The organism is Bacillus sp. JZ109 (assembly GCF_053903135.1).
In genome coordinates, this window is sequence record NZ_CP096388.1 from 23183 (window position 1) to 36168 (window position 12986).

Below are 12986 nucleotides of genomic sequence, written 5' to 3' on the forward strand. Positions count from 1 at the left end.
TTAAAAGATTTCCAAAACAGTAGATTCATAGACCAATTTATGCAAATATATAGTAATATTCTCATTGAAAGGAAGAGACATAGAAGGAATGAATTCATTTATCCGTCCTATAGAAGGAAACAATACATTGTGGAGATATTTTTTCGCTTTTTTGGTGATGGTAGGGTTATATGTATTCGGGAATATAGCTTACCTTTTCGCTATACTGTTCACGGTTATTGTGAATCCCAATATCACGTTTGATTTGGATGAAGCTGTGTTGAGTGATCCTCTCGTAGATCTTTATTTGTCCCATGTGATTTATTTATTCGCCATTCCGGGAGTTTGGCTGGCTGTGCGCTTTATTTTGAAGCGGCCTTTCCGAACGGTGATAACACCAAATTCAAAGATGAATTGGCGGAGAATTTCCTTTGGTTTTATTGCTTATTTCTTGCTAATGATCGCCGTACAATTGATTGATTTTGTGATTCATCCTGATAGCTATTCAATGCAAGAGTTTAATGCATCACGATTTATCTGGCTGCTAGCGGCTGCCCTCATTTTGGTTCCGATTCAGACATCAGCTGAGGAACTATTTTTCAGGGGATTTTTGCTTCAAGCTTTCGGGAGATTGACGAAAAATCCTCTATTTTTGACACTGATTGTCGGAGGATTGTTTGGCGTATTGCATTTTGCGAATCCAGAAATGAACAACGGCGCTGTCTGGGCAGGAATTGAGTATTTAACATTTGGTTTTGTGTGGACCTATTACACGATTAAAACTGGAAGCATCGAAATATCACTTGGCGCCCATGCCGCGAATAATATGTTTTTGTGTATGTTTATTACAGAAAAAAACAGTGTGTATGGAGGAATTCCTTCTCTGTTTACCGTTACGCGGGGGAACCCGATGTGGGAGGCTTTCTTTACGATAGCGGTCAACCTTGTGTTTGCGGGGATCGCTTTATGGTACCATAAGAAATCAAAAAGTAAGCAGCAAGGGTCTTAATCCCTGCTGCTTATTAATGTGTGAATCGCTTCTTCAATATTTGTTGTCGGCTGCTGGCAGGCGAAGTTTTCACAAATATAAACGGTTGTTTTGCCGTCTATGATGCGGTAGTCTGCTGCAAATGGCGCAATGTCTTTGCATTGCTCGGGCTGCTCTGCCACCAGAATGGAGTCGTTGGGCTTAAAGGCTTTTTGAAGCTCCGCTATAATTTGTTTTCTGGCTGGATCGTCTGCGCTGCCAAAAATCACGATTTCTTTTTTAGGCATTAGATGCCTTAACACACTTTGCATAAAGAAAGCATGGCCGCTCGGATACGCGTCGATGTCTGGCTTGAACACGGAAAACATCGTTTCCGCTTTTTCGATCAGTGATAAGTCGCCTGTGACTTGCCCGAGACGCAGCAGCTGAACAGCTGCCACACTGTTTCCTGAAGGCACGGCGCCGTCGTACACTTCTTTTTCTCGTACGATTAAGGCTTCTGCATCGTGTCCGGTGAAGTAGAATCCGCCATGCTCCTCATCCCAAAATAAGCTGATTATATCGTCTGTCAGTTTCTTCGCTTTTTGTAAATAAGAAAGATCAAACGAAGCTTCATAGAGATCCAGATAAGCCCATAGGAGAAAAGCGTAATCGTCGATAAAGCCTTTGTTTTTCACTTCGCCATCACGATATCGGACCATCACACGGCCGTCGATGATTAATTTGTTTTCAATAAATGTGATGGCGTTTTTCGCTAGGCTGAGATATTTCGGCTCCTGGTATACCTTTGCCGCTTTCGCAAGACCCGCGATCATCAGCGCGTTCCATGAGGTCAGCACTTTATCATCGACATGCGGATAGGTTCTTTCCTCGCGTGTCTTCAAGAGCTGCTGTCTTGCGTCTTCGAGTTTGAGGCTGAGCTCTTTTTCGGTTAACCCGACATCCTCTTGGATTTGTTCCCACTTTGTGTGAATGAGGTTAGGAATATTTTTGCCTTCAAAGTTTCCTTCTTCAGTGATGTCATACACTTGGCAATACAGCGTTCCGAGATCGTCCCCGAGCGTTTTCAGAATCTCTTCCTTTGACCACACGTAGTACTTTCCTTCTTCTCCTTCTGTATCCGCGTCTAAAGCAGAGAAAAAGCTTCCGTCTTCATGGGTCATTTCCCGCTGAATGAACGTAATGATCTGCTCACAAATCTCTTTATAGCGGCTGTTTTGCGTGACCTGGTAGGCTTCTGTATAAGCGGTCAGCAGCAACGCATTGTCGTACAGCATTTTTTCAAAGTGGGGAACGAGCCACTCGTCATCAGTCGAATAGCGGGCGAACCCATAGCCGATATGATCGTAAATACCGCCATTCGCCATGCTGTCCAGCGTTTTCGTCACGTTGTATAAAGCGTTCTCCTGCCCCGTATTGTGATGATAACGAAGCAAATACATCAGCATATGGGGCATCGGAAATTTCGGTGCCTGCCCGAAACCGCCGTAGATCGTATCAAACCCGCTGGCAAGCTGCTGGAATGTCCGGTGAATCGCTGACTCGCTAAGGCCTTCGCCTGATTTGGCGGCTGTTTTGGTCTGCAAATGTTTAGTGGCGTTCTCCGCAATATCCTCGACATGCTCACGGTCGTTCGCAAACGTCTCAGACAGATGCTCAAGCACATCAACAAAACCGGGACGATTGAATTTGCTCGTCTTTGGAAAATATGTACCCGCGTAAAACGGCTTCTGATCAGGCGTGATAAACACATTCAGCGGCCAGCCGCCCTGCCCGGTCATCAGCTGGCAGATTCTCATATAAACAGAATCCACATCCGGCCGCTCTTCCCGGTCGACTTTAATCGCCACAAACCGTTCATTGAGAAGACGCGCGATTTCTTCGTCTTCAAAGCTTTCGTGAGCCATAACGTGGCACCAATGGCAAGTCGAATAACCGATGCTGACCAGAACCGGCTTGTTTTCGCGTGTTGCTTTTTCAAATGCTTCTTCCCCCCACGGGAACCAGTCCACAGGGTTGTGGGCGTGTTGGAGTAAATAAGGAGACTTTTCAGCGATTAATCTATTGGGTTTATTGTTAGTGGGCATGGGATCACCTTCTTTCATAAAACAAATGATCTTTTCGAATTTATTTTTCCATAATATGATGTATTTTATTCTTTTTTGATTTCGTGAAAGGCTTCATTAAGTATAGAAGAGGAATTCTTCAGGAATCTGAAGCCCTAAGGTCTTAATAATAAACAATTATATCCTTTCGGGTAAATGATGTTTATACATCTCGATGGCATCTTTATGTTCTTTTAAAACTGCAATTGTTTTTGGATATGGTCTTACATAAATCAAGGGATAGTCGATTTCATCAAATTCTTGTCGAATTGGGAATGCTAATCTCTCTTTATCAAGTGAAAATTGAGCGTCAATTCCTATTTTATTACCGCGAGAATCTAATCGAATCCATTTTTTAAGTGAATGAAAAAATACAGCATTTAATGCGTGAATACAATATCCTTTATCTGGCGTATTAAACAACATTAAACGCTGATAACAAAAGCCTGTCGGTATTCCTTCTGAGCGCAATAGGGCAGCTAATAGGTTTGACTTTGCATAGCAAATTCCCTCTTTAAAGGTTAATACTTCTGAAGCATTACAAGTTACTCGTTTTGATTGAATATCCCAAGTATGGGGAATTTCATCTCGAACAAATTCATAGGCTATTTTTACTTTTTCTATTTCTGTCTGCAAAGGATTGAAAAGTTCATTTGCAAGTGCACAAATAATAGGATTAGAATAATCAACTTCATTTAGTTCAAGTAAATAATCATCAAAGTTTTTTGATTCACATGTCAAATTCATTTCTTCACTCCCCATATTGTAACGGATGATACTACACTATAGAACATGATTGGAAATATATTAAGAAGAAAAAAAGAGATTACTAAAAAGCATAGTTTGAATATTTATAGAGTCATTAAAAAAAGTGAAATACAAATTATGATTAGTTCTCTGCCTTAAAATATGTAATGACATCAATAGCTAGCTTGGGTAGTTACACGCACATGCTTCTTTCATTTTTATTAATTAGTGTAATGCCTAGTATACCTTTTTATACTTTTTAATAACCTGTTTGATAATCTTTGTTAGTGTCTGATGTAGCATTTAAATTAGTTATGGGCTGAATCGCTTTAACAAATTTTACCCAAACCTCATATTCCCATTCATATAGATCAACAAAATCTTTGCCGATATCAATGAGTGTTTTACATGTTTTTATATTTAAATTATGACGGGCTTTCTTGGTTTTAACTTTTGAGTATTGTAGGTAGAGTTCCATAACCCTTATAAGATATTTATCTTTTTTATCAATACTAGATATTGCATTAAAAAACCAAGGTAAAAATTCCACAAACACTCTAGTACCACCAATTGCGGTGATTAGTGTTTCTAATCTGGATAATAGCAAGGCTCCCTCAGTGGAAGTTTCCATTGTTTGTGAGTATACGCCGAGATCTTTACTTAGGTTAATATAATCTGAAATAAATACACCGCAAAAATATAAATGAGTCCCACAATGACCTTCAAATGCTTCCATTCTTTTAGCAATTGATAATGTTTCTTGATACTCCCTTATAAGTTCTAGACTTCCGTACTTTAAGTTCAAACCTACAATTTCTAAAATTTCTTTGAATTCTATGCTTGGGTTATATAATTCATCATCTTGATATCGCTCAGTAAACTCTGTTTCGTCCAGTCCCTTGATAAACATAATGTTTTGTTTTTCTCTTTCTAACTCTAAATAATTCAATATTTTGAAAACGACAGGGGAATATAGATTTTGAAAACTCTCTTTCTTTTGTTTAATTTCTTCCCTTTTTTGAGAGTAGCGATGAGAAAAAACTTGTCCTAAAAAAGCGGCAGTGAGTGTGCCGGCAACTGTAAAAACGGTTCCCCATTGAATGCTCCAATCAAGCCCAACAAGCCAAATCATATTGAAATACACCCATTTCCTATTTTATGAATTAAGAACTGTTAATTTGTTTTCGGTTAACTGCATTTCTGGTGATAAAAGATTCAAGTGTTTTACTTTATGCTCTACAACAAACAAAGGAAGTTGGAAAAAGGATGCTATTTGATTAAGTGACCAGCTTTGTTTGCTTTGTCCCATGTATCTTCGTCTATAATGCAGGGTTTAACAGCGTCTTTAACAACAATCCACTGATCTTGTGGTCTTATTTTTCCGTTTGTTTTATTTCTTCCTTTCAACCGATTAGCAACAATCCACCCTTTATATATCTCGGATCGAATCATTCTCACAATGCTTTGACCGTGAAAAAACTTCCCCTTGTTTGTTCTGTATCCCAATTTATTTAATTTTACTGCGATATTATCAGCACCTATGCCGTCAATAGTCATTTGAAATGCAAGCTTTACAGCTTTTGCTTTTTCTTCATCAATTTCCAATTTTCTTTCCAAACGGTTATAAATATATCCGTAGTTGGGTTTGCCATTTGACCAGCGACCCATTTTTGCACTGTCCTTTTTTCCTTTTCTTAGTTGGGCTTTTATATTCTCGTACTCCCAATTGTTAACCAACCCAGTAAATTTTAATGCTTGCCAGTCCTCTTGTACTTCAAGATCATATACTCTTTCACTATCAGTGACAAAGAGTATGTCATCTTGGCGTAAAAGGTTCATGAATTTTGGTGTCTCTGCATCATCCCTTGTAACCCGTGCTAAGTTAACTGACAAAACGGCGTCAAATATGCCATCTGTGAGTTTGTTAATCATCCTTTGGTATTCAGGTCGCATTTCATCTATTGAACTTCCAAATTATTGGAATATTTCATACTGCCAATTGTTTTTATGAGCAATATCAAGAAGTCTTTTTCGATGTTTTGCCAAGGTTTCTTCTGTTTCTTCTCCCTCTTTATTTCGTGACTTTCTTAGATAAATGGCTACTCGCTTGATTTTGTTTTTTTGATCCATAGCACATCACCCTATTATTCCTATAATGTAATATAATACTATAATAGCGTAATGATAGACTGTGTAGCTATACGAACTTGGCATAATTGATTGATAACAGGAGGTATACGATTGATTGGTTATTGTGATAAAGAAAACTTTGATTGGGTAGCATCTTTAATATCTTTTTTAGCGGTAATTGTCGCAATTGCATCAATTTGGATTCAGATTCGTCAATTCAAAAAACAACGAGAACCAGTAGTGGCACCTGGAATTAAAGCTATTGACTTAGAATTACCTAGAATTACTTATGATTGGGTAAATGACAAGAAACTAGATAAAAGAATTGCAGATACGACTTTACCTATTTTCAACTATGGGAGTACATCAGCAATCAATATAAGTTATACATATAAACTTATTGATGACGAAAAAGTTAGAGGAAGGTTAGAAGAGCTAATGGATGAGCAGAGTGATATTTGCGTTAGCTTAACCGATAATTTTTTAGAAGAAGGAAGTACCTATGATCTGTTGGAAGTAAAGGACGGTACCTATAAAGGTCGTTTTCGAACGACACCAGTTGTAAGGCGAAGTGATCTGATCTTGCCTGGTGAAAGTATAGGCATTAAATTACCAAGTTATTTCTTGATTATGATCAATTATATAAGTCGCATTGGGGAGGAAGACTGTTTTCCTAAGTTAGAATTAAAAATAAAGTACAACGATACTAACTTTAAAACTTGGGAAGCGAAATTTATTATTAAAGTTGATCAAATCAGCAAAATACAGAAATTCAGTAATGGTAATTATAAGTTACAGACTTCATTAGTCTATGAGTTTATAAGTAAAAATAAAAAATAACTATAATTAATCTGAAGATAAGGACAATCAATTTTGAAGGTTGTCTTTTTCTATTTGCAAGGGTAGCTACACAAACGTGACACCAATGACATGTCGAACTACCGATGCTGACCAGAACAGGCTTGTTTTCACGTTTCACTTTTTCATATGCTTCTTCTCCCCAAGGGAACCAGTCCACAGGGTTATGAGCATGTTGAAGTAAAATTAGTAGACTTCTCAGCGAATAATCTATTGGGTTTATTGTTAGTAGGCATTGGATCACCTTCTTTCGTTTTTTTATAAATACAAAACTTAGCCGATTACTTAAAAGAGGGAGAAGAAAATATACTATAATGCTTAATGATGTTAATTGAGGAGACATCGTCCTTTTCAATCCTCTTTTATTACAGAAAATTTGATATTGATAATTCCATAGTATATTAAGGGGAACCCATTATTTATGGATTCCCCTTTAGTTCAATAAGAAGGATTACTGTCGAGTGTTACTTTACAATGTTAGCCATTCCAATGATAAACGATTTGCACAACGCCAGAGGAAAATGTTCTTGTATTCACCATTTTTAAATTTATCCTCTGTTTTACATCAATAAACAACGGTTTTCCTTCTCCCAAAACAACAGGGTGAATAGATAATCTAAATTCATCAACAAGCCCCAAATTTATAAAAGTTGTAATGAGACTCGCTCCACCATATAGCCAGATGTCTTTACCAGGATTTTTCTTCAATTTATTTACTTCTTCAAGAATATTATCATTTATAAATATGGCTTGATTATCAATCTCATTTTGTGTTCTGGAAAAAACATATTTCTTTTTACTATGAACCAATTTCCAAAGTTCCTTTTCTGTATCAGGGTCTTCATTTTTTGGAATGTATTGTCCCCATAAATCGTAGCTTTTTCTACCATATAAAATAGTATCAATTTGATTTAAAAAATCAGTAAACCCCATATCAGGGTCCATAATACACCAATCAACTTCTCCATTTTTCCCTTCAATAAAACCATCTAAAGTAACTGCTAAATCTAAAATGATTCTTCTCTGTTTTAAGTTATTTGTCATAACTATTCATCCTTTTACATAAGAAGTTGGTTGAAATTCTTCTCCCACTCTCGCACCAGATGAACTAAGTTGCGTTTGTGGACAGAGTGAAGAACAGTATCCTAAAATGAAAGTGCCCACTACTCTTCGCAGCTTGATTAGCAGGAACACTCTTTATCTTCACTTGGTTAAATGAAAGCTCTGCTCGATTAAGTTATAGATTTCGCCTTCTGGATCTGTCCGTTCTAAAACAATTGAAATCCAATGTTCCTTATCCATATGATATCCGGGTAAGATATTTTCCCCGTTTCTTAAGCTATCACTTATTTCAGGGGGACATTTTAGATTTAGAATATCTATTTCGGCATGACCATCTAAGCCTAATTTTTCTGGGAGAACATTCATGATAAGACCGTACCATTTTTTGTTTGATGTATGTCTCAAAGAAGCATAGTTTGGGTATTCCTCCCACGGGTAATCAGGCGATGTACCGTATTTTTCTTTGACGTGTTTAAAGATATCTTCTCTTGTTAACATACTCAATCACTCCTTTATTCACTCTACTTTCTTCTTGAAAAAGTCAAAGAGCGATCCTTGGTTGTCCTTTGGATACTTCAATAGAGATGTCATCAATGGCAGAAGCTGTGTCAAAGCTTCCTCTCTCCACGGATACTAGTCAACAGGGTTGTGGGCGAGTTGAAGGAAGTATGATATTTCTCATTGAGTTTATTGTTAGTGGGCATAGGTTCATCTTCTTTTCTCTTGTTTCTATTCCTTTTTACTGTACCACAAGCCTCTGTTGAAATACCTCATTAAGATAGTGAAATATATAAGGTAATGGATGCCTTACCTAGTGCTGTTCTCTTTTGGAAGCTGTTATTGAATAGTATCGAAACGAGTTTACTAAATATTATCTCGATTGGCGGGGATTGATATGATCATTAAAATGACTAAATTAAATATGAAAGATTTCAATAAACCAAATGAACCTCTCGTTGTTTTTGGGAGAATGATACCTGCTTTTGAAAACGGTGTTTGGACATATACTGAGGAACGATTTTCTAAACCTTATTTTAAACAATATGAAGATGATGAAATGGCTGTTAGTTATGTTGAAGAAGAGGGAAAAGCGGTTTTTTTATATTATGTTGAAAACAACTGCATCGGCCGGATTAAGATTCGTTCTAACTGGAATGGGTATGCACTAATAGAGGACATTGCCGTTGCAAAAGACTATAGACAAAAAGGCGTTGGAACAGCATTATTACATAAAGCGATTGAGTGGGCAAAGGAGAATCGCTTTTGTGGTCTTATGCTTGAAACACAAGATATTAATGTTTCAGCTTGTCATTTTTATGCCAAACATCAATTTATAATAGGTGCAGTTGATACGATGCTTTATTCCAATCTTCCAACAGCAAATGAAATTGCGATTTTTTGGTACTATAAATTTTAATTTATCATAAAATTATTGAACGAAACGTAGCTTGTTTTGCGTTTCGTTTTTTCAAAGAAGAGGTTTTTTAACCCCTTCTATTCTTTGATAAGAATTGTTTTTCCACAATAGGCATAAAAACGTGAAGGAGCATTCCTCCCAAACAGACGGTTAATAGGGTTCCGATGCCGATAGGGCCTTTAAAGACGATGGCTAATACTAAGAAAAGAGCGTATACCAATGTTCTTGAAAACAAGATTGTTCTTTTGGAGAGATCTCGGATAATGAGTGTTAAATGATCGATTGGTGTTGATGCGAATTTCGTCTGAAGATAGATGGCTGTTCCAAGACCGATGAGCACCAAACCAATTCCGAAACAAATCAGTTTGCTTAACAACGCGTTTAGATAGAGGGTGTTTTTTACAACAAACAACCATAGGTCAATGCCTATTCCAGTAATGAATGCTGTAATCAAGCCCAGCAAAATAGGTTTTTTTCTCGTTAATATAGCGTTGCAGATTAAGAGGATCACAGAAATAAGGACCTCCCAGCTTCCTACGGTAAGTCCGACTTCTTTTGACAGACCAACCAAAAGGGCATCGAAGGGGGATGTGCCCAGCCCTGATTGTATGGTTAAGGAAATGCCCAAACTTAATATGAGTATGCCTAATCCGTAAAAAATATATTTCATGTTATATTCCGCGATATTTCTTTTGTCATCAGGACGTGAGGGATGCCGTCTTCCATAAATTCCTGTGAAGAAATCTGGTAGCCCAGTTTTTGATAAAAGCCTGCTGCTTGTGTTTGACCATGCAGCTTACATGCAGTCAGTCCTTTTTCTTTTATGGTTTCTTCTAACCCGCTTACGATGACTTTCCCCAATCCATACTTACGGTAAGGTTTTAGGATGCAGATTCTTTCCAGCTTTGCTGTATGGTCAACGATGCGCACACGGCCCGTGCCGACAGGCTGATTCTCATGATATACCAAGACATGCTGGCATTGTTCCTGGAGCGTATCAAATTCATCAAACTCTTCGGATTCAGATACATGTTGCTCCTCAATGAAAACCGTCTTTCTAATATTCAAAGCTGCATGTAAATCAGCTTCAGTTGTTATTCTTTTTATATTCATTATGAATCAATCCTTTTCTGATATTAGTCTGGACTGTACAGCATGCATGTGGTCTTATAATAGTAAGGTTAAAACATTTTTGTTGTAATTGCAACAAAAATACGTGAGGGGTTTTAGGAATGAATGATATTTTGCGTGAGATCGGCATGATAGCAAGAGCGTTGGATTCCATAAGCAACATCGAATTTAAAGATTTGGACTTAACAAGAGGGCAGTATCTCTATCTCGTACGTATATACGAAAATCCGGGAATTATTCAAGAAAAATTGGCGGAAATGATAAAAGTGGATCGGACAACGGCCGCGCGGGCCATTAAGAAGCTGGAAATGCAGGGATTTATTCAAAAACTGCCGGATGAGCAAAATAAAAAAATAAAAAAACTGTTCCCGACTGAGAAAGGGAAAAAGGTATATCCATTGTTAAGAAGAGAAGGAGAACATTCCACGGAAGTGGCCTTGTCCGGTTTTACTTCAGAGGAAAAGGAAACCATTTCTGCACTCCTTCATAGAGTGAGGAAGAATATAGAACGTGATTGGGAATATGTGAAGAAGGGGAACAAAAGGGATTATTAATGGACAACGTTTACAAGTTGAGCTGATGCTGGCGAAAATCGGCGTCTCCTTCTCAAGAATACCAGTCTGCTGGAGTGTGGGACCATTTTCAAGATAATCTGCCTGGAAAATGGTCCGTTCACTTCTGTTTTCTTTAAAACTATCAAAAAATTTCCAAAGGAGATGGTTTGCGTGAACTTGAGACAACTATCAGAACATGTCTATCAATGTGAATTTGAGCTTGATGTGCCTCTTCGTATTCCGGTTCATACCTGGTTTATCAAAGATGGTGATGATGTTTATATTGTTGATACGGGAATAGAACGTTTTGCTGATGCTCAAATTAGGGCAGCGTTAGCGATCGGCGATCCAAAAGCCATTTTGCTTACCCATGGCCACAGTGATCATATCGGAGGTGCATCAAAATGGTTAGAGAGATTTGATATTCCGATTTATGCCCACCAGAAAGAACTAAAGTACATCAATGGGGAAGAGCCATATCCGAACAAAAATGAAGTGGAGAACACAGGGGTAGCCCATATTGTCCAGCCGCTGACGGAGCAAACGCTTGCTCACCTGCCTCTGAAATACTATTTAACACCTGGCCATTCGCCGGGGCATGTCGTGTATTATCATAAAATCGATCGTACGCTATTAACGGGCGACCTTTTTATCACAAGTAAGGAGGATTTACACCCACCTATAAGAAGGTTCAGTGTTGATATAAATGAGAACATCGATAGCGGCTCAATCATAGATCAAATCAAACCAACGCTCATTTGCTCTTCACATGGCGAAGAAATTCTTTATAACGAAGAATTGTATAAAAACTATGTGGTAAGGTATAGGGATTAATGGAAGTGAAAAACATAAGCTGAAAAATCTCCAGCATGTTGAAGCCCTCGATCCGATTTACTCACACCCAAAAAGAAAAAATGGCAGCTGCCTGCCGCAGAGGCTTTTGCGGAGCTTGTTATACATCCGATTCATGAGCAAAAGGAGTGAGTGTCAGGCTCACTCCTATTCTATTTAAATTGCGGCTGTGAGCTTTGGTTTTACAAATTTCATGAAAATCCCTCTGACTAATGGGCCCATAATCAGTAATTGCAATGGATAGGCCAGGATGAAATTTTTCAACACAATCATAAGATAAGCACTGAAGAGGCTGTCCCCGTTCAGCCCATTTGCTAGAACCGCTGTCACTAAACCGAACACAGACATACAAAGTACCATGCCAATCACCATACAAGTTGACATGGCAAGGATGACATAAATTTTTTTAGTCTTGTCGAACGGCATGCGGAATGCAATCTTCTTGGCGAGGGGGCCCACTAACAGTAAATCTAACAGGAGGGCGACCATAAAACCGATGACCATTTCAAAAACGGTCATCAGTGAAAAATCGTGGATGGCTCCGTTGATGATGGCATTGTAAATCGACATGACGCAAACCATTCCAAAGCACATCATCACGCCAAATATAAGGCCTTCTTTTTTATTTGCTGGCATACAATCATTCCTTCTCTCCATAATCGGTGATTAGTATACCAATGAACCGTTCATGCTCATAAGTGACAAATTTGTGAACAATCTATAAAGCAGAATCGTCTTGTTTTGTCATCAGCACATGCGGAATGCCGTCCAGCATAAATTCTTCTGATGCAGTCTGATAGCCGAGCTTTTCATAAAAGCCTGCCGCCTGTGTCTGGCCGTGCAGTTTGAAGGCAGAAATGCTTTGTTCTTTCACAATACGTTCTAATGCATCGACGATCACTTTTCCCAAACCGAATTTGCGGTAAGGCTTCAGAATGCAGATTCGTTCCAGTTTCCCCGTGTGGCCAACGATACGGACACGTGCAGTGCCAACAGGTACATTCTGATGATAAGCCAGGATGTGCTGGCAGTCACCGTGGAGTGTATCGAACTCATCGAATTCATCCGAAATGGGACAGCCTTGTTCCTCTACAAATACTGCCTTTCTGATTTCAAACGCTGTATGTAAATCCTGTTCTGACGTGATTTTTTTGATATTCATG

At 38.3% G+C, this 12986-nt stretch carries 16 protein-coding genes and 2 pseudogenes; 6 read left to right on the forward strand and 12 right to left on the reverse strand.

What is annotated here, in order from left to right:
* Window positions 1-88 precede the first annotated feature (88 nt).
* Complete coding sequence (locus M1D94_RS00130; RefSeq protein WP_032724963.1) at window positions 89-988, forward strand: CPBP family intramembrane glutamic endopeptidase; 900 nt, start codon at window positions 89-91, stop codon at window positions 986-988.
* On the opposite strand, the gene M1D94_RS00135 is transcribed toward M1D94_RS00130, so the two are convergent.
* The 5 genes from M1D94_RS00135 to M1D94_RS00155 all read right to left on the reverse strand — a co-directional run bounded on the left by M1D94_RS00135 (window position 985) and on the right by M1D94_RS00155 (window position 5949).
* Complete coding sequence (locus tag M1D94_RS00135) at window positions 985-3054, reverse strand: thioredoxin domain-containing protein (RefSeq protein ID WP_424934845.1); 2070 nt, start codon at window positions 3052-3054, stop codon at window positions 985-987. The genes M1D94_RS00130 and M1D94_RS00135 overlap by 4 nt on opposite strands.
* Before the next feature lie 156 nt (window positions 3055-3210).
* Complete coding sequence (locus M1D94_RS00140; RefSeq protein WP_424934846.1) at window positions 3211-3819, reverse strand: transglutaminase-like domain-containing protein; 609 nt, start codon at window positions 3817-3819, stop codon at window positions 3211-3213.
* Between the two features lie 259 nt (window positions 3820-4078).
* Window positions 4079-4951 (reverse strand): hypothetical protein, encoded by an 873-nt coding sequence (locus M1D94_RS00145; RefSeq protein ID WP_424934847.1) that lies wholly within the window; start codon window positions 4949-4951, stop codon window positions 4079-4081.
* 137 nt (window positions 4952-5088) lie between these two features.
* Window positions 5089-5772 (reverse strand): recombinase family protein, encoded by a 684-nt coding sequence (locus M1D94_RS00150; RefSeq protein WP_424934848.1) that lies wholly within the window; start codon window positions 5770-5772, stop codon window positions 5089-5091.
* A 21-nt stretch (window positions 5773-5793) separates the two neighbouring features.
* Window positions 5794-5949 carry a hypothetical protein gene (locus M1D94_RS00155; protein WP_424934849.1) on the reverse strand — a complete coding sequence of 52 codons (156 nt, stop codon included), beginning with the start codon at window positions 5947-5949 and terminating at the stop codon, window positions 5794-5796.
* 111 nt (window positions 5950-6060) lie between these two features.
* On the opposite strand from M1D94_RS00155, the gene M1D94_RS00160 reads away from it, so the two are divergent.
* Window positions 6061-6789 carry a hypothetical protein gene (locus M1D94_RS00160; RefSeq protein WP_146874308.1) on the forward strand — a complete coding sequence of 243 codons (729 nt, stop codon included), beginning with the start codon at window positions 6061-6063 and terminating at the stop codon, window positions 6787-6789.
* A 73-nt stretch (window positions 6790-6862) separates the two neighbouring features.
* On the opposite strand, the pseudogene M1D94_RS00165 reads toward M1D94_RS00160, so the two are convergent.
* The 3 genes and pseudogenes from M1D94_RS00165 to M1D94_RS00175 form a co-directional block, all read right to left on the reverse strand.
* A pseudogene (locus tag M1D94_RS00165) lies at window positions 6863-7043 on the reverse strand (DUF255 domain-containing protein); the annotation flags it as partial.
* 241 nt (window positions 7044-7284) lie between these two features.
* Complete coding sequence (locus M1D94_RS00170) at window positions 7285-7851, reverse strand: dihydrofolate reductase family protein (protein WP_021481097.1); 567 nt, start codon at window positions 7849-7851, stop codon at window positions 7285-7287.
* 159 nt (window positions 7852-8010) lie between these two features.
* Window positions 8011-8367, reverse strand: a complete 357-nt coding sequence (locus M1D94_RS00175; RefSeq protein ID WP_456270373.1) for an MmcQ/YjbR family DNA-binding protein — start codon at window positions 8365-8367, stop codon at window positions 8011-8013.
* A gap of 397 nt (window positions 8368-8764) precedes the next feature.
* On the opposite strand from M1D94_RS00175, the gene satA reads away from it, so the two are divergent.
* Complete coding sequence (gene satA, locus M1D94_RS00180) at window positions 8765-9286, forward strand: streptothricin N-acetyltransferase SatA (protein ID WP_077670822.1); 522 nt, start codon at window positions 8765-8767, stop codon at window positions 9284-9286.
* Between the two features lie 67 nt (window positions 9287-9353).
* On the opposite strand, the gene M1D94_RS00185 is transcribed toward satA, so the two are convergent.
* The gene (locus M1D94_RS00185; RefSeq protein WP_072173947.1) at window positions 9354-9956 is read right to left on the reverse strand and encodes a YczE/YyaS/YitT family protein; all 603 of its coding nucleotides are present in this window, start codon (window positions 9954-9956) and stop codon (window positions 9354-9356) included.
* Window positions 9953-10399, reverse strand: a complete 447-nt coding sequence (locus tag M1D94_RS00190; protein ID WP_456270374.1) for a GNAT family N-acetyltransferase — start codon at window positions 10397-10399, stop codon at window positions 9953-9955. Before M1D94_RS00190 ends, M1D94_RS00185 begins: the two co-directional genes overlap by 4 nt.
* A gap of 119 nt (window positions 10400-10518) precedes the next feature.
* On the opposite strand from M1D94_RS00190, the gene M1D94_RS00195 reads away from it, so the two are divergent.
* The 3 genes and pseudogenes from M1D94_RS00195 to M1D94_RS00205 form a co-directional block, all read left to right on the forward strand.
* Window positions 10519-10971, forward strand: a complete 453-nt coding sequence (locus tag M1D94_RS00195) for a MarR family transcriptional regulator (RefSeq protein ID WP_003226875.1) — start codon at window positions 10519-10521, stop codon at window positions 10969-10971.
* A gap of 171 nt (window positions 10972-11142) precedes the next feature.
* A complete protein-coding gene (locus tag M1D94_RS00200; RefSeq protein WP_153257171.1) occupies window positions 11143-11805 on the forward strand; it encodes an MBL fold metallo-hydrolase in 663 nt (220 codons plus the stop codon).
* A 7-nt stretch (window positions 11806-11812) separates the two neighbouring features.
* Window positions 11813-11955, forward strand: a pseudogene (locus tag M1D94_RS00205) (LysR family transcriptional regulator); the annotation flags it as partial.
* A 24-nt stretch (window positions 11956-11979) separates the two neighbouring features.
* Here the strand turns inward: M1D94_RS00205 and M1D94_RS00210 are convergent.
* Window positions 11980-12459, reverse strand: a complete 480-nt coding sequence (locus tag M1D94_RS00210; RefSeq protein ID WP_032724977.1) for a DUF2798 domain-containing protein — start codon at window positions 12457-12459, stop codon at window positions 11980-11982.
* Window positions 12460-12541: 82 nt separating this feature from the next.
* The gene (locus M1D94_RS00215; protein WP_021481090.1) at window positions 12542-12985 is read right to left on the reverse strand and encodes a GNAT family N-acetyltransferase; all 444 of its coding nucleotides are present in this window, start codon (window positions 12983-12985) and stop codon (window positions 12542-12544) included.
* Window position 12986 lies beyond the last annotated feature (1 nt).